Origin of the sequence: Streptomyces sp. NPDC004542 (genome assembly GCF_040610035.1) — a bacterium.
Taxonomy (GTDB): Bacteria; Actinomycetota; Actinomycetes; order Streptomycetales; family Streptomycetaceae; genus Streptomyces.
The window spans coordinates 42,619-65,881 of record NZ_JBEXLP010000030.1 but is presented as its reverse complement, the minus strand read 5'-3'; the positions used below and the strand labels follow the sequence as shown (position 1 = coordinate 65,881).

24 protein-coding genes are annotated in these 23,263 nt (G+C 72.2%); 10 read left to right on the top strand and 14 right to left on the bottom strand.

From position 1 onward, the window contains the following. Window positions 1-7: 7 nt before the first annotated feature. A complete protein-coding gene (locus ABZX30_RS18600) occupies window positions 8-124 on the bottom strand; it encodes an SGM_5486 family transporter-associated protein (protein WP_355934705.1) in 117 nt (38 codons plus the stop codon). A 68-nt stretch (window positions 125-192) separates the two neighbouring features. Further along, a complete protein-coding gene (locus ABZX30_RS18595; protein ID WP_355934703.1) occupies window positions 193-1,509 on the bottom strand; it encodes an MFS transporter in 1,317 nt (438 codons plus the stop codon). A gap of 70 nt (window positions 1,510-1,579) precedes the next feature. Between ABZX30_RS18595 and ABZX30_RS18590 the strand changes: the two genes are divergently transcribed. Then, entirely contained in the window at window positions 1,580-2,272 is a 693-nt protein-coding gene (locus ABZX30_RS18590; RefSeq protein ID WP_355934701.1) for a FadR/GntR family transcriptional regulator, read from the top strand. Here ABZX30_RS18590 and ABZX30_RS18585 read toward each other — a convergent pair. The 5 genes from ABZX30_RS18585 to ABZX30_RS18565 all read right to left on the bottom strand — a co-directional run bounded on the left by ABZX30_RS18585 (window position 2,250) and on the right by ABZX30_RS18565 (window position 5,136). Continuing rightward, the gene (locus ABZX30_RS18585) at window positions 2,250-2,600 is read right to left on the bottom strand and encodes a hypothetical protein (RefSeq protein WP_355934699.1); all 351 of its coding nucleotides are present in this window, start codon (window positions 2,598-2,600) and stop codon (window positions 2,250-2,252) included. The genes ABZX30_RS18590 and ABZX30_RS18585 overlap by 23 nt on opposite strands. Window positions 2,601-2,804: 204 nt before the next feature. After that, a complete protein-coding gene (gene fabI / locus ABZX30_RS18580) occupies window positions 2,805-3,572 on the bottom strand; it encodes an enoyl-ACP reductase FabI (protein ID WP_355934697.1) in 768 nt (255 codons plus the stop codon). 5 nt (window positions 3,573-3,577) lie between these two features. After that, window positions 3,578-4,297, bottom strand: coding sequence for a 3-oxoacyl-[acyl-carrier-protein] reductase (gene fabG / locus ABZX30_RS18575; protein ID WP_355934695.1), 720 nt, complete (start codon window positions 4,295-4,297; stop codon window positions 3,578-3,580). 159 nt (window positions 4,298-4,456) lie between these two features. Further along, window positions 4,457-4,843, bottom strand: a complete 387-nt coding sequence (locus ABZX30_RS18570) for a type II toxin-antitoxin system VapC family toxin (protein WP_355934746.1) — start codon at window positions 4,841-4,843, stop codon at window positions 4,457-4,459. 5 nt (window positions 4,844-4,848) lie between these two features. Next, entirely contained in the window at window positions 4,849-5,136 is a 288-nt protein-coding gene (locus ABZX30_RS18565) for a type II toxin-antitoxin system Phd/YefM family antitoxin (protein WP_355934693.1), read from the bottom strand. Window positions 5,137-5,229: 93 nt separating this feature from the next. On the opposite strand from ABZX30_RS18565, the gene ABZX30_RS18560 reads away from it, so the two are divergent. The 4 genes from ABZX30_RS18560 to tyrS all read left to right on the top strand — a co-directional run bounded on the left by ABZX30_RS18560 (window position 5,230) and on the right by tyrS (window position 10,470). Then, a complete protein-coding gene (locus ABZX30_RS18560) occupies window positions 5,230-5,526 on the top strand; it encodes a hypothetical protein (RefSeq protein WP_355934691.1) in 297 nt (98 codons plus the stop codon). 546 nt (window positions 5,527-6,072) lie between these two features. Continuing rightward, window positions 6,073-7,596: a TldD/PmbA family protein gene (locus tag ABZX30_RS18555; protein ID WP_355934689.1), complete on the top strand. Its 1,524-nt coding sequence runs from the start codon at window positions 6,073-6,075 to the stop codon at window positions 7,594-7,596. Window positions 7,597-7,764: 168 nt separating this feature from the next. Further along, complete coding sequence (locus tag ABZX30_RS18550) at window positions 7,765-9,159, top strand: metallopeptidase TldD-related protein (RefSeq protein WP_355934687.1); 1,395 nt, start codon at window positions 7,765-7,767, stop codon at window positions 9,157-9,159. A gap of 42 nt (window positions 9,160-9,201) precedes the next feature. Beyond that, on the top strand, window positions 9,202-10,470 hold the full coding sequence (gene tyrS, locus ABZX30_RS18545; protein WP_355934685.1) for a tyrosine--tRNA ligase: 1,269 nt from the start codon (window positions 9,202-9,204) through the stop codon (window positions 10,468-10,470). A gap of 68 nt (window positions 10,471-10,538) precedes the next feature. On the opposite strand, the gene ABZX30_RS18540 is transcribed toward tyrS, so the two are convergent. Next, window positions 10,539-10,823 carry a GlsB/YeaQ/YmgE family stress response membrane protein gene (locus ABZX30_RS18540; RefSeq protein WP_355934683.1) on the bottom strand — a complete coding sequence of 95 codons (285 nt, stop codon included), beginning with the start codon at window positions 10,821-10,823 and terminating at the stop codon, window positions 10,539-10,541. A 230-nt stretch (window positions 10,824-11,053) separates the two neighbouring features. Between ABZX30_RS18540 and ABZX30_RS18535 the strand changes: the two genes are divergently transcribed. Further along, a complete protein-coding gene (locus ABZX30_RS18535) occupies window positions 11,054-11,452 on the top strand; it encodes a DUF3099 domain-containing protein (protein WP_355934681.1) in 399 nt (132 codons plus the stop codon). Window positions 11,453-11,666: 214 nt separating this feature from the next. Then, window positions 11,667-11,888, top strand: coding sequence for a hypothetical protein (locus ABZX30_RS18530; RefSeq protein WP_355934680.1), 222 nt, complete (start codon window positions 11,667-11,669; stop codon window positions 11,886-11,888). Between the two features lie 4 nt (window positions 11,889-11,892). Here the strand turns inward: ABZX30_RS18530 and moaA are convergent, their stop codons facing one another. From moaA to ABZX30_RS18515, 3 genes are all read right to left on the bottom strand, one after another. Then, window positions 11,893-12,882 (bottom strand): GTP 3',8-cyclase MoaA, encoded by a 990-nt coding sequence (gene moaA, locus ABZX30_RS18525; RefSeq protein WP_355934678.1) that lies wholly within the window; start codon window positions 12,880-12,882, stop codon window positions 11,893-11,895. 252 nt (window positions 12,883-13,134) lie between these two features. Beyond that, window positions 13,135-14,760: a cation acetate symporter gene (locus ABZX30_RS18520; RefSeq protein WP_355934676.1), complete on the bottom strand. Its 1,626-nt coding sequence runs from the start codon at window positions 14,758-14,760 to the stop codon at window positions 13,135-13,137. Next, window positions 14,757-15,113, bottom strand: a complete 357-nt coding sequence (locus tag ABZX30_RS18515; protein ID WP_355934674.1) for a DUF485 domain-containing protein — start codon at window positions 15,111-15,113, stop codon at window positions 14,757-14,759. The genes ABZX30_RS18520 and ABZX30_RS18515 overlap by 4 nt, the downstream gene beginning before the upstream one ends. 272 nt (window positions 15,114-15,385) lie before the next feature. Between ABZX30_RS18515 and ABZX30_RS18510 the strand changes: the two genes are divergently transcribed. The 3 genes from ABZX30_RS18510 (at window position 15,386) to ABZX30_RS18500 (ending at window position 19,953) form a co-directional block, all read left to right on the top strand. After that, window positions 15,386-16,912 carry a S8 family serine peptidase gene (locus tag ABZX30_RS18510; RefSeq protein WP_355934672.1) on the top strand — a complete coding sequence of 509 codons (1,527 nt, stop codon included), beginning with the start codon at window positions 15,386-15,388 and terminating at the stop codon, window positions 16,910-16,912. 33 nt (window positions 16,913-16,945) lie between these two features. Further along, window positions 16,946-18,478 carry a S8 family serine peptidase gene (locus ABZX30_RS18505; RefSeq protein ID WP_355934670.1) on the top strand — a complete coding sequence of 511 codons (1,533 nt, stop codon included), beginning with the start codon at window positions 16,946-16,948 and terminating at the stop codon, window positions 18,476-18,478. Between the two features lie 101 nt (window positions 18,479-18,579). Further along, window positions 18,580-19,953 (top strand): CoA transferase, encoded by a 1,374-nt coding sequence (locus ABZX30_RS18500; RefSeq protein WP_355934668.1) that lies wholly within the window; start codon window positions 18,580-18,582, stop codon window positions 19,951-19,953. A 38-nt stretch (window positions 19,954-19,991) separates the two neighbouring features. Here the strand turns inward: ABZX30_RS18500 and ABZX30_RS18495 are convergent, their stop codons facing one another. Genes ABZX30_RS18495 through ABZX30_RS18485 form a run of 3 tightly spaced genes read right to left on the bottom strand, consistent with a single transcriptional unit; the run spans window position 19,992 to window position 23,260 of the window. Next, entirely contained in the window at window positions 19,992-20,702 is a 711-nt protein-coding gene (locus ABZX30_RS18495) for a VIT family protein (protein WP_355934666.1), read from the bottom strand. 24 nt (window positions 20,703-20,726) lie between these two features. Beyond that, window positions 20,727-21,980: an amidohydrolase family protein gene (locus ABZX30_RS18490; protein WP_355934664.1), complete on the bottom strand. Its 1,254-nt coding sequence runs from the start codon at window positions 21,978-21,980 to the stop codon at window positions 20,727-20,729. Continuing rightward, complete coding sequence (locus ABZX30_RS18485) at window positions 21,977-23,260, bottom strand: amidohydrolase family protein (RefSeq protein WP_355934662.1); 1,284 nt, start codon at window positions 23,258-23,260, stop codon at window positions 21,977-21,979. The genes ABZX30_RS18490 and ABZX30_RS18485 overlap by 4 nt, the downstream gene beginning before the upstream one ends. Window positions 23,261-23,263: the final 3 nt, after the last annotated feature.

Genomic DNA, 23,263 nt, shown 5'->3' with positions numbered 1-23,263 from the left:
CGCGGGGTCAGGGGGACGCGATGGTCGCGATGATCGCGATGAGCACGAAGATGGCGAAGAACGAGCCGAAGACGATCAGCATCTTCTTCTGGCCGTTCTGGGGGTTCGGGTCGAGCACAGGCATGCCGCCAGTGTCGCACCCCGGATCCCCGGCGGGCCCGGCGGGGTGCGGCCCGTCATCCGTCCGGCGGATCAGCGGGCCGCCTCGTCCTCCACCGTCCGGTCCCGGCCCGCCAGGACGCCCACGGCCATCTGCGGCAGCATGAGGCCGGCCATGAGCGCGATCGGCAGGCCCCAGCCGCCGCCGCTCTGGTAGAGCACGCCGACCAGGAGCGGGCCGGGGATGGAGATCAGGTAGCCGGTGCTCTGCGCGAAGGCGGACAGCTGGGCGACGCCCGCGCCGGTCCCGGCCCGCATGCCGACCATCGTCAGTGCCAGCGGGAAGGCGCAGTTGGAGACGCCGAGCAGCAGGGCCCAGGCCCAGGCGCCGCCGGCCGGCGCGAAGTACAGGCCGGCGTACCCGGCGAGGCCGCAGGCGCCCAGCGCCAGCACGATCGGGCCCTGGTGCGGCAGCCGGGCGGCCAGGCGCGGGATGACGAAGGCCAGCGGCACGCCCATCACCATGGTGACGGCGAGCAGCAGGCCGGCCGTGCCCGCGGCGACGCCCGCGTCCCGGAAGATCTGCGCCATCCAGCCCATCGTGATGTAGGCGGCGGTGGCCTGGAGCCCGAAGAAGACCGCCAGCGCCCAGGCCGTGCGGCTCCGGGTGATGCGCAGCGCCGGTTCCGGCCGCTCCCGCGGGGCCTGCCGCGCGGGCTCCCGGCCGGCGGGCGCCGGCCCCCGGTCCCGTACCAGGGGCAGCCAGGGCAGCACCGCGACGGCGGCGAGGGCCGACCAGACGGCGAGCCCGGACCGCCAGCCGCCGCCCAGGGTGCCGGTGAGGGGCACGGTCGCCGCGGCGGCGGCCGAGGTGCCGGCGGCGAGCGCCATCGAGTACAGGCCGGTCATGGAGCCGACGCGGTCGGGGAACCAGCGTTTGACGATGACCGGCATCAGGACGTTGCTGACCGCGATGCCCATGAGGGCGAGTGCGCTGGCGGCGAGGAATCCACCGGTGCTCCCGGCGTAGGGGCGGATCAGCAGGCCCGCGGCGATGGCGGCCATGCCGGCGCACACCACGGCGGAGGGGCCGAAGCGGCGGGCGAGACGGGGGGCGGTGACGCCGAAGACGGCGAAGCACAGCGGGGGGACGGAGGTGAGGAGCCCGGCCATGCCGCCGCTCATCCCGAGGTCGTCGCGGACCTCTTCCAGGAGGGCGCCGAGGCTGGTGATGGCGGGGCGGAGGTTCAGCGCGGACAGCACGATGCCGACGACGACCAGACGCGTCGCCCACGCGCGCGGGGGGCGCGCGGCCGGGCCGGACCCGCCGGGGGACGTGGGGGTGCGGGGTGTCGTACGGGTTTCCTCGCGTGTCCTGCGTATGTCCTCGCGCGCCATGCGGACCATCATAGAATCATAGGATGATTGGTTGTCCATCTGTGGGCCGCCCGCGGCCGACCCACCTGTGCGAAGGTGTGCCATGCCCCTGAGCCACCCCCGTCGTTCGGCGCTGTCCGAGCAGGTCATCGCCGAGCTGCGCAACCAGATCACCTCGGGCGAGTGGCCGGTCGGCTCGCGCATCCCCACGGAGCCCGAGCTGGTCGAGCAGCTCGGGGTCGCCCGCAACACGGTCCGCGAGGCCGTCCGCGCGCTCGCGCACAACGGCCTGCTGGACATCAGGCAGGGCTCGGGCACCTACGTCGCGGCCACGAGCGAGCTGGCGGGCGTGATGCACCGCCGCTTCGCCGGCGCCGACCCGCGGCACATCGCCGAACTGCGTTCCACCCTGGAGTCCTCGGCGGCGAGGCTGGCCGCCGAGCGGCGAACCGAGAAGGACCTGAAGCAGCTCGACGCGCTCCTGGTGCGGCGCGAGGAGGCCTGGGAGTCGGGTGACGCGGAAGCCTTCGTGACGGCCGACGCGACCCTCCACCTGGCCGTGGTGGCCGCCTCCCACAACGACGTCATGACGGCGATGTACGCGGACCTGGGCGAGGTGCTGCGGGACTGGCTGCGCGCGGACGTCGGCGCGGAGCTCACTCCCGGGACACGCATGGACCACACCCGGCTCGTGGACGCCATCCGCGCGGGCGACGCCGAGGCCGCCGCCACGGAGGCCGCGGGCTACCCCTTCCTGTGCCGTCCGGGGCGGCTCAGCTCACCTTCTGGTGGCTGATCCACACCGAGCGGACCTCCTTCCAGCACCGTCCCGACAGCCGGACCGTCATCGCGGGCCCGGCGTCGACGGGATCGCCGTCGGTGTCGATGTCCCACCAGCGGTCGCACTCGATGTGCAGTCGCACGCGGTCCGTGTCGACATAGGGGTTGTGGCAGTACGCCAGCACCTGGGAGCCGCTGACGGTCGTACGGCATTGAGCCCCGAACAACTGCGGGAACGGCGGCTCGCCGCCCCGCGCACGCGCGTGCGGCATCGCCTCGTACGGCAGGGAGAGCACGAGGGCCACGGCTACGGTCACCGAGGTCAGGCTGCGGGACAGGCGCACGAGAAGACCTCCTCGGCCGTGCTGGGGAGGGCATTCGCGAGGTGGACGCGCTCTCCAGGGTGCGCCGTCCCCCGTCCGGGCGCCCGGCCTGTGAGCCGAACGGGTGATACGCCGGTGCCCTCGCCACGAGGTCCCGGCAACGCCGGAGGCCCGCACCCCGGCAGGGGGTGCGGGCCTCCGCACGGTCGGGCCCGGCGGCAGCGGTCAGGCGCCGATGGCGTGCAGGCCGCCGTCCACGTGGACGATCTCACCGGTGGTCTTCGGGAACCAGTCGCTCAGCAGGGCGACCACACCGCGACCGGCCGGCTCCGGGTCCTTCAGGTCCCACTCCAGGGGCGCGCGGGTGTCCCACACGGACGCGAGCTCCGCGAAGCCCGGGATGGACTTGGCGGCCATGGAGCCGATCGGGCCCGCCGAGACGAGGTTGCAGCGGATGTTCTGCTTGCCCAGGTCACGCGCCATGTAGCGGCTGGTCGCCTCCAGGGCGGCCTTGGCCGGGCCCATCCAGTCGTACTGCGGCCAGGCGAAGGAGGCGTCGAAGGTGAGGCCGACGACCGAGCCGCCGTTCTGCATCAGCGGCAGGCAGGCCATGGTCAGCGACTTCAGGGAGAACGCCGAGACGTGCATGGCGGTGGCCACGGACTCGAACGGCGTGTTGAGGAAGTTGCCGCCGAGCGCGTCCTGGGGCGCGAACCCGATGGAGTGCACGACGCCGTCGAGGCCGCCCAGCTCCTCGCCGACGACGTCCGCGAGCCGGCCGAGGTGCTCGTCGTTGGTGACGTCCAGCTCGATGACCTTGGCGGGCTTCGGCAGCTTCTTGGCGATGCGCTCGGTCAGCGTGGGACGCGGGAACGCGGTCAGGATGATCTCGGCACCCTGCTCCTGGGCCAGCTTGGCGGTGTGGAAGGCGATGGAGGACTCCATCAGCACACCGGTGATCAGGACACGCTTGCCCTCGAGAATTCCGCTCATGGTGATCAGTGACCCATTCCCAGTCCGCCGTCAACGGGGATGACGGCTCCAGTGATGTACGAGGCGTCGTCCGAGGCGAGGAACCGCACCGTCGCGGCGATCTCCTCCGGCTGCGCGTAACGGCCGAGCGGCACCTGCGACACGATGCCCTCGCGCTGCTCGTCGCTGAGCGCCTTGGTCATGTCGGTGTCGACGAAGCCGGGCGCGACGACGTTGAAGGTGATGTTGCGCGAGCCCAGCTCGCGGGCGAGGGAGCGCGCGAAGCCCACCAGGGCGGCCTTGGAGGCGGCGTAGTTCGCCTGCCCCGCCGAGCCGAGCAGGCCGACGACGGAGGAGATCAGGACGACGCGGCCCTTCTTGGCCCGCAGCATGGCGCGGTTGGCGCGCTTGACGACGCGGAACGTGCCGGTGAGGTTGGTGTCGATGACCGAGCTGAAGTCCTCCTCGGACATGCGCATCAGGAGCTGGTCCTTGGTGATGCCCGCGTTGGCGATCAGCACCTCGACCGGGCCGTGCTCCTCCTCGATCTCCTTGTAGGCCTGCTCCACCTGCTCGGGGTCGGTGATGTCGCACTTGACGGCGAGGCAGCCCAACTCCGCCAGGGCGGCCGGCGGCTCCCCCGAGCGGTACGTGATCGCGACCTTGTCGCCGGCGTCGGCGAAAGCGCGGGCGATGGCGAGGCCGATGCCCCGGTTGCCTCCGGTGACGAGAACCGAGCGGCTCAACGGATCACCCTTTCGATAGCGGTCTGACACACCGCCCGAACACCTGGATGACAGACGGCTTCCCTCGAAAACCTATCGGTCCGGCCGCGCCGGGGGGCAAGCGGGCACCGACAGTGGCGTGCGCGAGTCGCTGTCGGGTTTCTACAGTCGGCCGCCAGGTCACTCCGCCATTCCGGGGGCGTGGGCGGGCAGCCCTTCTTTGCGCGCCGCGTCGAGCATCCTGCGGTCGTACGTCACGAATGCCGCCAGCTCCCGCTCCATCGAGAGGGCGCTCGCCACGTGGAGGGCGTCCAGCGCGCGCAGACCGGGATCGACGCGGGTGGCCAGGTCACGGACCTCGCGGCCGAGGAGGATCTCCGTCACCCGCTCATCGAGATCCGCCAGAGCCCGCGGGAAACTGCCCGACCGGTCCAGATGCCGCACCGTCTCCACGAAGCCGACCGTGCAGGTGGCCAGTGGGGCCGGTGGGAAGCTCGCGAGGAAGGATTCGAGTGCGGAGGCGTTCACCCTCCCGGTCAGCAATGTGATCAACGCGGAGGAGTCCATGTAGATCACCGGTAGTACTCCTCGCGCTCGGCCAGCAGGGACTCCAGCGGATCCGGCGCGTCGTCCGGGACGTCATACCGGGGGAAGTCCGCGAGGTCGGCCACGGTCGCCGTCTTGAGTTTGATCTTTCCCCGGGCCACCAGGTGCGCGTACCGCTCCATCGGCCCGCCGCTCGGAACCAGTATCGCGATGACGTTGCCGTGCCGGGTCACCTCGACGGTCTCCCCCTTCTCCACCCGGGCGAAGACGGCGCTGGGGTTGTGGGAGAACTCGCGGACGGAGATGGCGCTCATGAGCTCCCTGCCTTGCACGTCGCGTGTACCTACATCGGATCGATTGTACCCACATCTTCCCGGGCTCTCCATGTCCGTGCGTGCCAGTACGGCTTGCGCCAGGGCGTCGATGCTCAGGTCCACCTGCTGCGGGGGCCGGTTCAGATCCAGCACGTGACGGTGCAGTACGACCTCGCCGTCGCCCACCGGTACGCGTACGACATCGGCACGACCGGACGCGTACACGAGGTGGCCGTCTGCGAGATCGAGGCGCACGCAGTACGCGAGCATCTGGTACGGGTCGTCGCGGTGGAAGCCTCGTTTGTACTTGGCGTCGACGACCGCGGCGGCCCGGCGCCCGCCGGTCGGCGCCGGTCGGCGCCGGAAGGCAGCGGATCAGGTCGGGTCTGAGGACGTGCTTGCGGGGTGGCGCGAGGAAGTGGTCACGGTCCCGGGTCCGGTACCTGCCGCCCGCCCTGCGGGTCAGCGCCTCTCCGAGCGCGCGGGTTTCGGCGAGGAGCTTCGCCGCGTCCTGGGACCGGCGGCCGTCCAGCCAGCGCTTTCAGAGTCCGGGAGCCGGGATCGTCCGGGTGTTCCCTGACCCGAAAACAGTCGCGGCACATGGGATGCAGAACACCGGTCATCAACGAGTTCGGAGACGGTTCCGCCACTGCGGAAATTCGGATTGAGGGAGATGCGAGGGTCAGGCCAGCGCACCTTGCGCGCACGCTCCTCGTCGAGATGCTGGGACCCCGAAGACGTCCGTCGTGGCCTGCGCTCCCCTTGCTGCTGTGACCGCCCCGCCGGCACCGTTGCCCGACGGCACCCCCTGGTCGCCGACGGCTCATCAGCCTACTGCCTGAACGCTGACCGGATCCGCGAAAGCCGGTGGTCGTCCACGGGCCCCACACGGCATGGTTCACTGCGGACATCCGCAGACCAGACGGGGAGAGCTCCATGGCCCATAAGATCGACGAGACATTTCTGGCACTACCCCTACGCGCCCTGGCCGACGCCGCGCTCGCGCGTGCGCGGGCGCTCGGGGCCGAGCACGCGGACTTCCGGTTCGAGCGGGTGCGCAGCGCCTCCTGGCGGCTGAGGGACGCCAGGCCCGCCGGCTCGTCGGACACCACCGACCTCGGGTACGCGGTCCGGGTCGTGCACGGCGGGACGTGGGGCTTCGCGTCGGGGGTGGAGCTGAGCCTCGACGCCGCCGCCAAGGTCGCCTCGCAGGCCGTTGCGATGGCGAAGCTCTCCGCGCAGGTGCTCCGGGCGGCCGGGTCGGACGAGCGCGTGGAGCTGGCGGGCGAGCCGGTGCACGCCGAGAAGACCTGGGTCTCGTCGTACGAGATCGATCCGTTCAGCGTGCCGGACGAGGAGAAGGCGGCCCTGCTGGCGGACTGGAGCGCGCGGCTGCTGGCGGCGGGCGGGGTCGACCACGTCGACGCCTCGTTGCTCACCGTGCACGAGAACAAGTTCTACGCGGACACCGCGGGAACCGTGACCACGCAGCAGCGGGTGCGGCTGCATCCGGAGCTGACCGCCGTGTCGGTGGACGACTCCAGCGGCGAGTTCGACTCGATGCGGACCATCGCCCCGCCGGCCGGGCGCGGCTGGGAGTACCTCACCGGCACCGGCTGGGACTGGGACGCCGAGCTGGAGCGGATCCCGGAGCTGCTGGCCGAGAAGATGCGCGCGCCGAGCGTCGAGGCCGGCCTGTACGACCTGGTCGTGGACCCGTCCAACCTGTGGCTGACCATCCACGAGTCGATCGGGCACGCCACCGAGCTGGACCGGGCGCTCGGCTACGAGGCCGCCTACGCGGGCACCTCCTTCGCCACCTTCGACCAGCTCGGCAAGCTGAAGTACGGCTCGGAGCTGATGAACGTCACCGGCGACCGCACCGCCGAGCACGGGCTGGCGACCATCGGGTACGACGACGAGGGCGTCGAGGCGCAGTCCTGGGACCTGGTGAAGGACGGCACGCTGGTCGGCTACCAGCTGGACCGGCGGATCGCCCGGCTGACCGGGTTCGAGCGGTCCAACGGGTGCGCGTACGCCGACTCCCCCGGGCACGTGCCGGTGCAGCGCATGGCCAACGTGTCGCTCCGGCCGGATCCGGCGGGGATGTCCACGGAGGACCTGATCGGGAGCGTCGACCGGGGCATCTACGTCGTCGGCGACCGGTCCTGGTCCATCGACATGCAGCGCTACAACTTCCAATTCACCGGGCAGCGCTTCTTCAGGATCGAGAACGGGCGGATCACCGGACAGCTGCGGGACGTCGCCTACCAGGCGACGACGACGGACTTCTGGGGCTCCATGGCGGCCGTCGGCGGCCCGCAGACCTACGTCCTGGGCGGCGCCTTCAACTGCGGCAAGGCCCAGCCGGGCCAGGTCGCCTCCGTGTCGCACGGCTGCCCCTCCGCCCTGTTCAAGGGCGTCAACATCCTCAATACCACGCAGGAGGCCGGCCGATGAGCGCCCGTACAGCACCCGGCTGGGGGTCCGGGGGTTACCCCCCGGGCAAGCACAGCCTCGACACCACGCAGGAGGCCGGCCGATGAGCGCCCGTACAGCACCCGGCTGGGGGTCCGGGGGTTACCCCCCGGGCAAGCACAGCCTCGACACCACGCAGGAGGCCGGCCGATGAGCGCCCGTACCGACAAGCCGCACGAGGTCGTCGAGCGCGCTCTCGAGCTGTCCCGGGCCGACGGCTGCGTCGTGATCGCCGACGAGCACTCGACGGCCAACCTGCGCTGGGCGGGCAACGCGCTGACGACGAACGGCGTCACGCGCGGCCGTACGCTCACGGTGATCGCGACCGTGGACGGCCAGGAAGGTACCGCCTCCGGCGTGGTGTCGCGGTCCGCGGTGACCGCCGACGAACTGGAGCCGCTGGTGCGCGCCGCCGAGGCCGCCGCGCGGGGCGCCGGGCCCGCCGAGGACGCGCAGCCGCTGGTCACGGGCGTGCCGGAGTCCCCGGACTTCACGGACGCGCCCGCCGAGACCTCCTCCGCCGTGTTCGCGGACTTCGCGCCGGCGCTCGGCGAGGCGTTCGCACGCGCGCGGGGGGGCGGGCGGGAGCTGTACGGCTTCGCCAACCACGAGCTGGTGTCGACGTACCTGGGGACGTCGACGGGCCTGCGCCTGCGACACGACCAGCCCAACGGCACGCTGGAGGTCAACGCCAAGTCCCCGGACCGTACCCGCTCGGCGTGGGCGGGACGCTCCACGCGGGACTTCAAGGACGTCGATCCGGGGGCGATGGACGCCGAGCTGGCCGTGCGGCTCGGCTGGGCGGAGCGGCGGATCGCGCTGCCCGCGGGCCGCTACGAGACGCTGCTGCCGCCGACCGCCGTGGCCGACCTGCTGATCTACCAGCTGTGGTCGGCGTCCGGCCGGGACGCGGCGGAGGGGCGGACGGTGTTCTCGAAGCCGGGCGGCGGCACCCGCGTCGGCGACCGGCTGACCGAGCTGCCGCTGACCCTGCGCAGCGACCCGGACGAGCCGGGTCTGGAGTGCTCGCCGTTCGTGATCGCGCACTCCTCCGGGGGCGACCAGTCGGTGTTCGACAACGGGCTGCCGGTCCGGGACACCGAGTGGGTCGGCGACGGGCGGCTCAAGAACCTGACGACCACCCGGCACAGCGCCGAACTGACCGGGCTGCCGGTGGCCCCGGCGCTCGGCAACCTCATCCTGGACGGCGGCGAGGACCGCTCCCCGGAGGAGATGGTCGCGGCCACGGAGCGGGGGCTGCTGCTGACCTGCCTGTGGTACATCCGCGAGGTCGATCCGGCGACGCTGCTGCTGACCGGGCTGACCCGGGACGGCGTCTACCTCGTGGAGAACGGCGAGGTGACCGGCGAGGTGAACAACTTCCGGTTCAACGAGTCGCCGGTGGACCTGCTGGGCCGGGCCGTGGAGGCCGGGCGCACGGAGAAGACGCTGCCGCGGGAGTGGAGCGACTGGTTCACCAGGGCCGCGATGCCCGCGCTGCGAGTGCCCGACTTCAATATGAGCTCTGTCAGCCAGGGCGTATAACCTCGTACCTGATTACGAGCCCACCCGAGGAGATCGAGAACCGTGACGGACATCGTCGACGAGCTGAAGTGGCGGGGGCTGTTCGCCCTGTCCACTGACGAGGACGCTTTGCGCAAGGCGCTCGCGGACGGTCCCGTCACGTTCTATTGCGGTTTCGACCCGACCGCGCCTTCGCTGCACGTGGGGCACCTGGTGCAGGTGCTCACCGTGCGCCGGCTCCAGCAGGCGGGGCACCGGCCGCTGGCGCTGGTCGGCGGCGCCACCGGGCTGATCGGCGACCCGCGCCCGACCGCGGAGCGCACGCTGAACGACCCGGAGACGGTCGCGGGCTGGGTGGAGAAGCTGCGCCGCCAGATCGAGCCGTTCCTGTCCTTCGAGGGCGAGAACGCGGCCGTCATGGTCAACAACCTCGACTGGACCGAGGGTCTCTCCGCGATCGAGTTCCTGCGGGACATCGGCAAGCACTTCCGCGTCAACAAGATGCTGACCAAGGACTCCGTGGCCCGGCGCCTGGAGTCGGACCAGGGCATCAGCTACACGGAGTTCAGCTACCAGATCCTGCAGGGCATGGACTTCCTGCAGCTGTACCGCCGGTACGGCTGCACGCTCCAGCAGGGCGGCAGCGACCAGTGGGGCAACCTCACGGCCGGCCTGGACCTGATCCACCGGCTGGAGCCGCACGCCGCCGTGCACGCCCTGGCGACCCCGCTGATGACCAAGGCGGACGGCACCAAGTTCGGCAAGACCGAGGGCGGCGCGGTCTGGCTCGACCCGGAGATGACGACGCCGTACGCGTTCTACCAGTTCTGGCTGAACGTGGACGACCGGGACATCTCGGCGTACCTGCGCATCCTGTCCTTCAGGTCCCGCGCGGAGCTGGAGGAGCTGGAGAAGCAGACCGAGGAGCGTCCGCAGGCCCGGGCCGCGCAGCGCGCGCTGGCCGAGGAGCTGACGACGCTGGTGCACGGCGCCGAGCAGACGGCGGCCGTGATCGCCGCCTCCAAGGCGCTCTTCGGTCAGGGCGACCTGTCCGAGCTGGACGACCGGACGCTGGCGGCGGCGCTGTCCGAGGTGCCGCACATCCAGGTCGCCGGGCTCGGCCCGGTGGTCGACCTGTTCGCCGAGGTCGGTCTGGTGGCCAGCAAGTCGGCCGCGCGGCGCACGGTCAAGGAGGGCGGTGCCTACGTGAACAACGCGAAGATCACCGCGGAGGACGCCGTTCCGGCGAAGGAGGATCTGCTGCACGGGCGCTGGCTGGTGCTGCGGCGGGGGAAGAAGAACCTGGCGGCGGTCGAGGTCACGGGCGCGTGAGTCCCACCAGCGCCTGAGCCGCGCCGGAGGGCGGTTCCCCGCGGGGGGCCGCCCTCCGGCGCATCCGGTCAGACCCGCTGCTCCCGCTTCCGGTTGCCCCACAGCGCCATGTACGCCATGTCACCGACGGCGACGATGATGATCGCGGCGACCAGCTGGAAGAGGTGCCGGGTCCAGTCGATGCCCGGGGTCGCCGCGACGCCGAGCGCGCGGGCGATCGCGTTGCCCACGACGGCGCCGAGGATGCCGAAGATGGTGGTCAGCCAGAGCGGGCTGTGCTGCTTCCCCGGGATGACCGCCTTCGCGATCAGACCGAGCACGAATCCGACGATGATCGCCCACAACCAGCCCATGGCTGCCTCCTCGTACGGCCCGACGTGAGCACTGGATCCATCCTCCGCGTGTCCGCCGTACGACGCACGTCAGGTACGGCCGGGAGGGGTACCGCCCTACGTGTGCCGGCGCAGGACGTTCGGCCGGGAGGCGGGGTGCCCCGGTCTCGAACGGTGCGCAGCCGCGGCGTACCGTGGAGACCGGGGGAGAGGCCGATGCGGGCGCCGACGCGGGCGGATGGTGGAATGTGATGCGGAAGCAGCATGGTGGCGGCAACGTCCAGGTGTTCCGGATCACCGGAGCCCGGACGGGCCTGGCGGAGGACGTGCGTGGCCGGCAGCGCCGGTACGTCATCTCCATGACGATCCGCACGGCCGCGGTGATCCTCGCCGCCACCCTCTGGAACGTGGAACGGTACGTGGCGGTCGTGGCGCTGGTGCTCGGGGCGGTGCTGCCCTACATCGCCGTGGTGGTCGCCAACGCGGGGCGTGAGCGGGCGCCGGGGCTGCCGTCGACATTCGTGGCCGCGCCGGTGCGGCCGATGATCTCGTCGCCCCGAGCCGACGACACGCAGGCGGAATCCGCTCCGGAGGACGCGCCGGAGGAGCCCCCGGCGGGGGTACGCGGTGACCGGCCGGACCCCGCGTGACCATCAGTGATGGCCGGCGGGCGGTCCTGGGCGCGGCGCGAAGCTCAAGAAAAGCTCAGATCAATCATGCTGTTCCGGTGCCGGGCGGCGGGCTACCCGTGACATACTTCGTACGCGCTCCGCATCCCCCGTCGGAGCGACGGACCGACGCCGGGCAGCTCCCCCCGTGGCTGCTCGGCGTCGCCTTTTGTCTGCCGTGGGTGAGAACGAAGCCGTGACTGACGAGACTCCCATCTGCTCCGCCAAGGGCTGCCGTGCCGACGCCGTGTGGGTGCTGGCGTGGAACAACCCGAAGATCCACACGCCGGAGCGGCGCAAGACGTGGCTGGCGTGCGAGGAGCACCGCGAGCACCTGGCGCAGTTCCTCGGGGTGCGCGGGTTCCTGAAGGACGTCGTCCTGCTCACCGACTGGGAGCAGCCGGCCGGGCAGGCCTGACCGGTCAGCCGCCGATCGCCGACATCGGCCGGTCCGGCTGGACGAACGACGGGTCGTCCAGGCCGGCGCCCGCCTTCTTGCCCCACATGGCCAGGCGCCAGACGCGGGCGATCTCCTCGTCGGGGGCGCCGGAACGCAGGGCGGCGCGGAGATCCGTCTCCTCGGTGGCGAAGAGGCAGGTGCGTATCTGGCCGTCGGCGGTGAGGCGGGTGCGGTCACAGGCCGCGCAGAACGGGCGGGTGACGGAGGCGATGACGCCGACACGGTGCGGGCCGCCGTCGACCAGCCAGCGTTCGGCCGGGGCCGAGCCGCGTTCCCCTTCGCCCTCGGGGGTCAGCTCGAAGCGGGTGCGCAGCGAGGCCAGGATGTCGCCCGCGGTGACCATGCCCTCGCGCTTCCAGCCGTGCTGGGCGTCCAGGGGCATCTGCTCGATGAAGCGCAGCTCGTAGTCGTGCTCCACGGCCCAGGCCAGCAGGTCCGGGGCCTCGTCGTCGTTGAGGTCCGGCATCAGGACCGTGTTGACCTTCACCGGGGTCAGTCCGGCCTCGCGGGCGGCCCGGAGGCCCTCGAGGACGTCCTGGTGGCGGTCCCGGCGGGTGAGCCGCTTGAACACGTCCGGGCGGAGGGTGTCGAGGGAGACGTTGACCCGGTCGAGGCCGGCGGTCTTCAGGGCGGCCGCGGTGCGCCTGAGGCCGATGCCGTTGGTGGTGAGGGACGTCTGGGGGCGGGGCTCCAGGGCCGCGACGCGCTCGACGACGCCGACGAGGCCGGGACGCAGCAGGGGCTCACCGCCGGTGAAGCGGACCTCGGTGATGCCGAGGGAGGTGACCGCGATGCCGATCAGGCGGACGATCTCGTCGTCCGTGAGCAGGTCGGGCTTGGCCAGCCACTGCAGGCCCTCCTCGGGCATGCAGTACGTGCAGCGCAGGTTGCAGCGGTCGGTCAGCGAGACCCTCAGGTCGGTGGCCACCCGGCTGTAGGTGTCGATGAGCACGTGGGCCGCCTCCCCTGGTTCTTTGCGGTCACTCGTCCGCCGTCACCTGTGAGCCTACGCGACACCACTGACAGAGACACAGGGCCCGTCCCACCACGCGGACGCGGCCGCGCCGCAGGACCCCGTGGGCCCCGCGACGCGGCCGCTCGTACACAGCTCGGTGCTCGGTACTCGGTACTCGGTGCGAAGTGCTGAGTGCCCGGTGTGCTGAGTGCTGAGTGCCCGGTGTGCTGAGTGCTGAGTGCCCGGTGCTCAGTGCGCCCCGGTCCCGGTCAGGGACCGCACCTCCAGCTCCGCGTACTTGCCGGCGTCGGGCGCCTCCTTCGACAGGAGGGTGCCGACGACGCCCAGCAGGAAGCCGACCGGGATCGAGATGATGCCCGGGTTCTCCAGCGGGAACCAGTGGAAGTCGACGTCGGGGAACATCGATGTCGCCTTGCCGGAGACCACGGGGGAGAACAGCACCAGGCCGACCGCGGTGACCAGGCCGCCGTAGATCGACCACAGCGCGCCCGAGGTGGTGAACCGCTTCCAGAACAGGCTGTACAGGATGGTCGGCAGGTTGGCGGAGGCGGCGACCGCGAAGGCCAGGGCGACCAGGCCGGCCACGTTCAGGTCGCGGGAGAGGGCGCCCAGCAGGATCGAGACGGCGCCGATGCCGACCGTGGCGTAGCGAGCCGCGTTGATCTCCTGTTTCTCGGTGGCCTGGCCCTTCTTGATGACGTTGGCGTAGATGTCGTGGGCGAAGGAGGAGGACGAGGCCAGGGTGAGACCCGCGACGACCGCGAGGATCGTGGCGAAGGCGACCGCGGAGATGGTGGCGAGCAGGACGGCGCCCCAGCTGGAGTCCACCCCGCCGAGGTGGAGGGCCAGCAGGGGTGCCGCGGTGTTCCCCGCCTTGTTGGAGGCGATGATCTCGTCCGGTTTGATCAGCGCGGCCGCGCCGAAGCCGAGGGCGAGGGTCATCAGGTAGAAGGCGCCGATCAGGCCGATCGCCCAGATGACCGACTTGCGGGCCGCCTTGGCGGTGGGAACGGTGTAGAAGCGGATCAGGATGTGCGGCAGCCCCGCCGTGCCGAGGACGAGGGCGATGCCCAGGGAGATGAAGTCCAGCTTGGTGGTGCCCGTGGCGCCGTACTTCAGGCCGGGCTCCAGGAAGGCGGAGCCCTTGCCGCTGTTGTCGGCGGCCTCGCCCAGCAGGTCGGAGATGTTGAAGTGGAACTTCAGCAGGACCAGGAAGGTCAGCAGCAGGGCGCCCGCGATCAGCAGCACGGCCTTGACCATCTGGACCCAGGTGGTGCCCTTCATGCCGCCGATGGTGACGTAGACGATCATCAGGACGCCGACCAGCGCCACGATGCCGATCTTGCCGCCGTCGCTGGTGATGCCGAGCAGCAGGGAGACCAGGACACCGGCGCCGGCCATCTGGGCCAGCAGGTAGAAGATCGACACGACGATGGTGGAGGTGCCGGCCGCCGTGCGGACGGGGCGCTGGCGCATGCGGTACGCCAGTACGTCGCCCATGGTGTAGCGCCCGGAGTTGCGCAGCGGCTCGGCGACCAGGAGCAGGGCGACCAGCCAGGCGACCAGGAAGCCGATGGAGTACAGGAAGCCGTCGTAGCCGAAGAGGGCGATGGCGCCCGCGATGCCGAGGAAGGACGCGGCGGACATGTAGTCGCCGGAGACGGCCAGGCCGTTCTGGAAGCCGGTGAACTGCCGTCCGCCGGCGTAGAAGTCGGCGGCGTCCTTGGTCTGGCGGCCGGCCCAGACGGTGATGACGAGGGTCGCGACGACGAAGACCGAGAACAGGGTGATGATCAGGGGCCGGTGCTCACTCGCCTCGCCGGCGGCCAGCACGCTCTGCTGCGCGATGTTCATGCGCCGCCCTCCATCCGGGACTTGATGGCCTCCGCCTTGGGGTCGAGGTGGGTGGCGGCGCGCCGCGCGTACCACCAGGCGATCAGGAACGTGGTGAGGAACTGGGCGAGGCCCAGCACGAGGGCGACGTTGACGTTGCCGGCCACCTTGGTGCCCATGAAGTCGCCCGCGTAGTTGGAGAGGAGGACGTACACCAGGTACCAGACGATGAAGGCGACGGTCAGCGGGAACGCGAAGGAGCGGTGGGAGCGGCGCAGCTCACCGAACTCCGCGCTCTCCTGCACCGCGGCGAACTCCTCTGCGGAGGGAAGCCGGGGGTGGGTCTTCGAGGGGGGCGGTGTCTCGGTGGCCACAAAGTCTCCTCGTGTCGCGGGCGGTTGGCGAAGGGGGCCCGATCCTGCCCGGGCTCCCCGTCGAAGGTCCACGGAGCCGCGGGAGGACCGGTTCAAGTCCGACGAGTTCTTTCGGAAGTCGTCGGCCGTGGTCATTGCTGGCCGGTGAGACGGGGAGATAGCTTCGCCCTGCACCACTAGTCATGCACCTGCTAGTCACGTACCTGCCCGGGCAGCACCTGTGCCTCGGGCCGGTTTCGTTTCCGGATGACCTCGGATGATGTGGAGACCCCATGCCTCATCTGCGCTCCAGACGCCGGCTCGCCCTCGCCGTACCCGTCGTGCTGTCGCTGACCGCGTCGCTCGGCTTCCTCCCGTCGGTGGCGTCGGCGGCCCCGCCGACGGCTCGGGCGGCACGCGCGGCGGACGGCCCCACCCTCGCGTACCTCGTCAACACGGGGACCGACCGCGCCACCGTCGCGTCGGTACGGAAGGCCATCGCGGCGGCCGGCGGCTCCGTCGTGGTGACGTACGACAGGATCGGCGTGTTCGTCGTCCACTCCGCGAACCCGGACTTCGGCAGGCGGATCCGCGCGGTGCGCGGAGTGCAGTCGGCGGGCGCCTCGCGGACCGCGCCGCTCGGCGCGGCGGGGACGACGGACGAGGGCGCGGTGCAGGTCCTGTCCAGGGCCGAGGCGGCGAAGCTCACGAAGAGCGCGGCGGCGGGCCAGGAGCCCCTGGAGGCCGACCAGTGGGACCTGCGGGCCATCGGCGCCGACAAGGCCGCGCGGATCGACCCCGGCAGCAGGCGGGTGACCGTCGGTGTCATCGACACCGGTGTCGACGACACCCATCCGGACATCGCGCCGAACTTCTCCGCCTCCCAGTCCGCGAACTGCGTAAGCGGCAAGGCGGACACCACGTACGGCGCCTGGCGGCCGGTGGACGCCGACCACTACCACGGCACGCATGTCGCGGGTGAGATAGCCGCGGCCCGCAACGGCATCGGCGTGGCGGGCGTGGCCCCGGGTGTGAAGGTCGCGAGCATCACCGTCGCCCAGCCGGACGCGAACCAGCTGTTCTACCCCGAAAGCGTGGTCTGCGCGTTCGTGTTCGCCGCCGATCACGGCATCGAGGTCACGAACAACAGCTACTACGTGGATCCGTGGCAGTACAACTGCATGGACGACCCCGATCAACGTGCCATCGTCGACGCGGTCGACAGGGCCCAGCTGTACGCCCAGCGCAAGGGCACGCTCAATGTGGCCGCCGCGGGCAACTCAGGCGACGACCTCGACTCGGACGCCCTCGTCGACGCCTCGAGCCCGGACGACTCGACCCCCACGACCCGGACGGTCGACCCGCACGAGTGCTTCGACGTGCCGACCCAGTTGCCCGGCGTGGTCACGGTGAGCGCGACCGGTGTCACGGGGGCCAAGTCGTACTACTCCAGCTACGGCAAGGGGGTCGTCGACGTGGCGGCCCCCGGCGGCGACAAGTTCCGGATCCCGGACACTCCGTCCAGGAACGGCCGCATCCTGTCGACCCTGCCGAACGACCAGTACGGCTTCCTCCAGGGCACCTCGATGGCCTCCCCGCACGTGGCCGCCGTGGCCGCGCTGCTGAAGTCCGCCCACCCGCACGCCACTCCGGCGCAGCTGCGGGCGCTGCTCAAGGCGGAGGCGGACAACCCCGGCTGCCCGAGCGCCCCGTACGACGGGGACGGCGACGGGGTCGTGGACGCGACCTGCGTGGGCGGCAAGCGCGTCAACGGCTTCTACGGGTTCGGCATCGTCAACGCGCTGCGCGCGGTCAAGTAGCCCCGGCACCGACGAACTGGAGAGACACGACACATGACAGCGTCCCACCGGCGCCACCCCCGCGCCCTCGCGCTTCCGCTCGGGACGGCGATGGCGACGGCCCTCGCCTTCCTTCCGAACGCCACGGCCACGGCGGCCCCGGCCGCACCGGCCGCACCGGCCGCCGCCACCAAGGCGGACGCGCCCTCACTCAGCTACGTGGTCAACGTCCGCCCGGGGCAGGCCGCTTCCGCGCGCGTGGAGAAGGCCATCGGCGAGGCCGGCGGCTCGGTCGTGATCGCCTACGACCGGATCGGCGTGATCGTCGTCCACTCGTCGAACCCCGGCTTCGCGGCGGCCGTCCGCACGGTGCGCGGCGTCGACTCCGCCGGTGCCACCCGCACCGCGCCGCTGCCCGCCCAGTCGACCACCGACGTCGGGACGCCGAAGGTGCTGAGCGACGAGCAGGTCGCCGACGCGCGGGCGGCCGACGGGCAGGACCCGCTGGAGCCACTGCAGTGGGACCTGCCGGCCATCAAGGCGGACAAGGCGCACGAGAAGAGCCTCGGCAGCCGGAAGGTCACCGTCGCCGTCATCGACACCGGGGTCGACGACACCCACCCCGACATCGCGCCCAACTTCGACCGTGCCGCCTCCGCCAACTGCGTCTCCGGCAAGCCGGACACCACCGACGGGGCCTGGCGGCCCAGCGCGAGCGAGAGCCCGCACGGCACGCACGTGGCCGGTGAGATCGCGGGCGCGAAGAACGGCGTCGGCATCACGGGCGTGGCGCCGGGCGTGCGGGTCGCGGGCATCAAGGTCGGCAATCCGGACGGCTACTTCTACACCGAAGCCGTGGTCTGCGGCTTCGTGTGGGCGGCCGAGCACGGCGTGGACGTGACCAACAACAGCTATTACACCGACCCGTGGTACTTCAACTGCACCACCGACCCGGACCAGAAGGCACTGGTGGACGCGGTCACCCGGGCCTCCCGGTACGCGGAGCGCAAGGGCGCGGTCAACGTCGCCGCGGCGGGCAACGAGAGCTACGACCTCGCCGCCGACTCGATCACCGACCCGGTCTCGCCCAACGACTCCACGCCGTCCGACCGGGTGATCGACCCGCGCACGTGCTACGACATCCCCACCCAGCTGCCGGGTGTCGTCACGGTCGCGGCGACCGGCGCGAAGGGGCTCAAGTCCTCCTTCTCCAACTACGGGCTGGGCGTGATCGACGTAGCCGCCCCGGGTGGCGACTCGACGGCGTACCAGAAGCCGGAGCCCCCGGCCACCAGCGGCCTCATCCTCGGCCCGCTGCCCGGCGGCAAGTGGGGTTACATGGCGGGCACGTCGATGGCGACCCCGCACGTCGCCGGTGTCGCCGCATTGATCAAGTCAACCCACCCGCACGCCTCCCCCGCCCTGGTGAAGGCGCTGCTGTACGCCGAGGCCGACGCCACGCCCTGCACGGACCCGTACGACATCAACGGGGACGGCAAGGTCGACGCGGTCTGCGAGGGCTCGAAGAACCACAACGGTTTCTACGGCTGGGGCACGGCGGACGCGCTGGCCGCGGTGACCAGGTAGGACCTCGGCCCGGGTGAGCGGGCCGGGCCGGGGCGTCGGACCCGGCCCGGCCCGCTCACCGCCCTCCGATGTTGATCGGATCAATACTGCATAGTGCAGTCATGACAGGAATCAACTGGGCATGGGAGGCGGTCGGCGGCGACCCCGCCCTGCTCCCGCGCGTCTCGACCGTCGTACGCCGGGGAACCCTCGAGGCGAAGCTGCCCGTGCGGGAGCTGGCCCGCGCCTGCGTGGGGGCCTGCGCGCTGGCCGCCGCCGAGCTGGGGACGCGGCGGGGCGGGCCGGCCGAGGTGCCGGAGGTCCGGGTGGACGACGGGGCGGTGGCCGCCGCCTTCCACAGCGAGCGGCTGCTGACGGTCGACGGGCGGGCACCGGTCGTCTTCGCGCCGCTGTCGAGGTTCTGGCGCACGGCCGACGGATGGGTGCGCACGCACGCCAACTACCCCCATCACCGGACACGGTTGCTGGGTGCGCTGGGGCTGCCGGAGGGCGCGTCGATGGCGGCGGTGGCCGAGCGGCTCGCCGAGCGGCCCGCGCGCGAGGTCGAGGAGACGGTGTACGCGGCCGGGGGCCTCGCGGTCGCGCTCCGTACGCCCGAGGAGTGGGCCGGGCACGAGCAGGCCGCCGCCGTGGCCGCACGGCCGCTCGTCGAGCGGGGACGGCTGGGCTCGGCACGCGCGCGCGTACTGCCGCCGCCCGCGTGCTCCTCCCCCCTGCTGCCCGCCGCCGGCCTGCGTGTCCTGGACCTCACCCGGGTCCTGGCGGGCCCGGTCGCCACCCGCACGCTCGCCCTGCTGGGCGCGCAGGTGCTGCGCGTGGACCCGCCGCAGCTGCCGGAGCTGCCCGACCAGCACGCCGACACGGGCTTCGGGAAGCGGTCGGCGACCCTGGACCTGGCCGTGGACCGGCAGGCCTTCGAGGAACTGCTGGCGGCGGCGGACGTGGTGGTCACCGGCTACCGGCCGGGCGCACTGGACCGGTTCGGCCTCTCCCCCGAGGCGCTGGCCGAGCGGCGGCCCGGGCTGATCGTGGCGCAGGTGTCGGCCTGGGGCGCGTACGGGCCGTGGCGCGGGCGGCGGGGCTTCGACAGCCTGGTACAGGTCGCCACCGGCATCGCGGCCGTCGAGGGTTCGGCCGGCCGGCCCGGTGCGCTGCCCGCGCAGGCGCTCGACCACGGCACCGGCTATCTGCTGGCCGCCGCCGTCCTGCGGGCCCTGACCGAGCGGTCCTACGACGGCGGTGGCCGCTTCGTCCGGCTAGCGCTCGCCCGGACCGCACGCCGGCTGACCGACGGGCTCCAGCGGGACGCCGACGGCGGGCTTGCGTACGACGGACCCGACGCGTGGCTGACCGAGACGGACAGCCGCCTCGGACGGCTGCGACACGCACGCCCGGCCGTCTCCTTCACAGGCGCCCCCGCCGACTGGCAACGACCCCCGGCACCCTGGGGAACCGACCCGGCCCACTGGGCCTGACCCGGCCGGCCGGCGGTGGCCCGCGCGCGGCGGGCTGCCTACACGCCCACCGCGCCCAGCAGCGCTCCCGCCGCGTACGTCACCCCCATCGCCAGCGCCCCGCCCGCCACGTTCCGCAGTACCGCCCGGCCCGGAGCGGCGGCGCCCAGGCGGGCGCTGGTGTAGCCGGTGACGACGAGGGCGGCCAGCACGGAGACCACGGTCACCACGAGCCGCAGGCCGGCCGGCGGGAGGACGATCGCCAGCAGCGGCAGCAGGGCGCCCACGGTGAACGCCAGGAAGCTCGCCCAGGCCGCGTGCCACGGGTTGGTCAGCGCCTCCGGGTCGATGCCCAGCTCCACACGCGCGTGGGCCCTCAGGGCGTCCCGCGCGGTGAGCTGCTCCGCCGCCTCCCGCGCCACCTCCCGGGACAGCCCGCGCTCCCGCAGCAGCTCGGTCAGCTCCACCAGCTCGGCCGCGGGCTGCTCCGTCAGCTCCTGTCTCTCCATCGCCAGGGCGGCCATCTCCGAGTCGCGCTGGGTCGACACCGACACGTACTCGCCCGCCGCCATCGACATCGACCCGGCCAGCAGCCCGGCCAGGCCCGCGGTGAGCAGGGCGGTGCGGGAGTCCGTGGCGCCGGCCACGCCGACGACGAGGCCCGCGGTGGACACGATGCCGTCGTTCGCGCCGAGGACGGCCGCCCGCAGCCAGTTCAGCCGTGAGCCCAGCGCGCCGCCGTGTGCCTCGTCATGGAGGGGTTCCGTCACACCAGGAGCATTCCACCCCGGCCGTCACCACACGCGTACCGACGCTCCCCGCGCGAACACCGGGCTGGTCGCGTCCGCGGGCGGTTCGAGGAGCGGCTCGGCGAGCTCGGCGACCGTCGGGCCGGCCTTCGCCGCGATCGGGTCCAGGAAGCCGAGGTCGAAGCCGTACACGCGGGCGGCGTTGCCCCCGAGCATGGCCGTGAGCTCGTCCCGGGGCACGCCCGCGTAGGCGAAACGCAGGGCTTGACGGGAGTGGGGATGGGTCCCCTCGTCGTGGGGGTAGTCGCTGCCCCACATGATCTTGTCGACGCCGATGCGGTCGCGCAGCGGCACCTCGTGCGGGCGCATGAAGCTGGCGCCGACGAAGCAGTTGTCGCGCCAGACTTCCGAAGGGGCCCCGCCCATGCCGGCGGCCAGACCCGCGCCGAACTTGGCCTCCGCCGTGGCCGCCTTGGCCGTGGCCGCCTTCGCCGCGGCGGCGACCAGGCGGCCGTGGTAGTAGTCCAGCATGTCGAGCACTCCGGGGATCCAGCCCGAGCCCTGCTCGGTCAGGACCAGCTTCAGCTCCGGGTGCCGGCGGAAGGCGCCGCCGAAGACGAGGTGCCACAGCGCGCGGTGGGAGAACCAGGTCGTCTCGACCATGAAGACCGCGCGGGCGGCCGGTTCGTCGCCGAGCGGCGGGGAGGCCGAGCCGGCGTGGTGGTTGACGGGCACGCCGAGTTCCGCGCAGACGGCCCAGATCGGGTCGTACACCGGCGAGTACAGCTCGGGCAGCCCGGAGCCCGGCGGTGTGCCCGGCAGCAGCACCCCGCCCTTCAGGCCCGCGCCGGCCGCCCACCGGATCTCCTTGACGGCTTCCCCGACGTCGTTCAGCAGGATCTGGCAGACGCCCGCACGGCGGCCCGGCGCGGCCGCGCAGAAGTCCGCCAGCCAGCGGTTGTGGGCGCGCAGCCCCGCCCACCGGCGGTCGAACTCCTCGGCGGTCGGGGTGGGCGCGCTCAGGGAGCCGGACGGGAAGAACGGCGGGACGGTGTTGGGGAACACCACCTCCGCGACGATCCCGTCCGCCGCCAGCTCGGCCAGGCGGAGGTCGGAGTCCCAGTTGCGGTCGGCGGAGTCGGCGAGCAGGTCCGCGTACGGGTTGACGTACGCGGCCGCCCAGGCGTCGAAGTCCTCGTGGTACCGCCGCTCCAGGTACGGCCGGTAGTCGAGGAGGTCGGCGCCCGCGTGGCAGTCGGCGGAGATCACCGTCAGGCGGTCCTCGTCCGAGGGGTTCACGGGGTCACTCCCAGGGCCGGGAAGTCGTGGCCGGTCAGCCAGTGGCGGCCCACCTCGCGCGAGCGCGCCCAGGACGCCTCGACGGCCGGCTGGTCGTCCGGCTGGCCGAGGTCGGCGGGGGTGGGGCCGATGCGCCGGGCGAGCGGGGTCAGCCGCTCCACGTCGAAGCCGAAGACCTCGGCCGCGGCGAGGCCCAGCATGCGGCGGGTCTCGGCCACCGGGATGTCGTGGAAGGTGCGGCGCAGCCACGCGCGCGTGTCGGGCCAGGTGCCCTCGGGGTGCGGGAAGTCGCTGCCCCACAGGATGTTGTCGACGCCGATCTCGTAGCGCTGGGCCAGCTCGCGGCGCTTGGTGTTGGTGGCGCAGACGAACACCTGCCGGTCGAGGTACGCGTGCGGCGGGCGCCCCAGTTCCCGGAAGGGGGAGAGCTTCTTGCCGCCGTGCGCGCCCAGGTAGAGGCGGTCCATGAACCACAGCAGGTTCGGCAGCCACCAGCAGCCCGACTCCGCCACCCCGAACCGCAGGCCGGGATGGCGTTCGAAGACCCCGGACCAGAGGAGGAACCACAGCGGCCGGGCGGGCCACCAGGTGACCTCGGAGACGTAGATCCCGAGGTGGTCGCCGTACTCGTGCCGCGGAGCCGCTCCGGAGTGCGTCAGCACCGGCATGCCGCACTCGGCGGCGGCCGCCCACACGGGGTCGTAACGGCGGTCGTGGTACGGCTCCTTGTCGACCCACATGGACGGGATCATGAGGGCGCCGAGCCCGGACTCCCTGGCGCGGTGGACCTCGGCGACCACCCGCTCGGCCGGGGCGGTGACGGGCAGCAGGGCGACACCGCAGTGCCGTTCGGGGTGCGCGGAGACGAAGTCGGCCAGCCAGCGGTTGTGCGCCCGCGCGCCCGCCATGCCCAGTTCGGGGTCCTGGTCTCCGGACAGGCCGAGGCCCACGCCGAAGGGGGCGGCCGTACGGCTGTCCACGGCGTCGGCGTCCGGGAAGACCACCTCGGCGGCCACCCCGTCCCCGTCGAGCTCCTTCAGGCGCTGCGCGGTGTCCCAGCCGCCGCGCAGGCCCTCCTCGTTGTCCTGGAACCACTTGTCCGCGAACGCCTCGTTGCGGATGCCGAGCCGGGTCATCTCCTCGCGGCGCCGGTCGCGGCCGGCGAGGAACTCGTCGAAGTCCCGGTGGAACCGGGCCTCCAGATAGGGCCGGTACTCCTCGGTGGGCAGCCCGGCGTGGCAGTCGGAGGAGATGATCAGGTACGGGTCCTGGTCGGTCACCGC

Excerpts from the sequence above, each read along its gene's own strand:
- ABZX30_RS18520 (WP_355934676.1), bottom strand. The coding sequence starts at position 14,760 with ATGAACATCGCGCAGCAGAGCGTGCTGGCCGCCGGCGAGGCGAGTGAG.
- ABZX30_RS18590 (WP_355934701.1), top strand. The coding sequence starts at position 1,580 with ATGCCCCTGAGCCACCCCCGTCGTTCGGCGCTGTCCGAGCAGGTCATC.
- ABZX30_RS18535 (WP_355934681.1), top strand. The coding sequence starts at position 11,054 with ATGCGGAAGCAGCATGGTGGCGGCAACGTCCAGGTGTTCCGGATCACC.
- fabI (WP_355934697.1), bottom strand. The coding sequence starts at position 3,572 with ATGAGCGGAATTCTCGAGGGCAAGCGTGTCCTGATCACCGGTGTGCTG.
- ABZX30_RS18565 (WP_355934693.1), bottom strand. The coding sequence starts at position 5,136 with ATGAGCGCCATCTCCGTCCGCGAGTTCTCCCACAACCCCAGCGCCGTC.
- ABZX30_RS18550 (WP_355934687.1), top strand. The coding sequence starts at position 7,765 with ATGAGCGCCCGTACCGACAAGCCGCACGAGGTCGTCGAGCGCGCTCTC.
- ABZX30_RS18540 (WP_355934683.1), bottom strand. The coding sequence starts at position 10,823 with ATGGGCTGGTTGTGGGCGATCATCGTCGGATTCGTGCTCGGTCTGATC.
- ABZX30_RS18595 (WP_355934703.1), bottom strand. The coding sequence starts at position 1,509 with ATGATGGTCCGCATGGCGCGCGAGGACATACGCAGGACACGCGAGGAA.
- ABZX30_RS18570 (WP_355934746.1), bottom strand. The coding sequence starts at position 4,843 with ATGGACTCCTCCGCGTTGATCACATTGCTGACCGGGAGGGTGAACGCC.
- ABZX30_RS18600 (WP_355934705.1), bottom strand. The coding sequence starts at position 124 with ATGCCTGTGCTCGACCCGAACCCCCAGAACGGCCAGAAGAAGATGCTG.
- ABZX30_RS18500 (WP_355934668.1), top strand. The coding sequence starts at position 18,580 with ATGACAGGAATCAACTGGGCATGGGAGGCGGTCGGCGGCGACCCCGCC.
- ABZX30_RS18555 (WP_355934689.1), top strand. The coding sequence starts at position 6,073 with ATGGCCCATAAGATCGACGAGACATTTCTGGCACTACCCCTACGCGCC.
- ABZX30_RS18505 (WP_355934670.1), top strand. The coding sequence starts at position 16,946 with ATGACAGCGTCCCACCGGCGCCACCCCCGCGCCCTCGCGCTTCCGCTC.
- ABZX30_RS18510 (WP_355934672.1), top strand. The coding sequence starts at position 15,386 with ATGCCTCATCTGCGCTCCAGACGCCGGCTCGCCCTCGCCGTACCCGTC.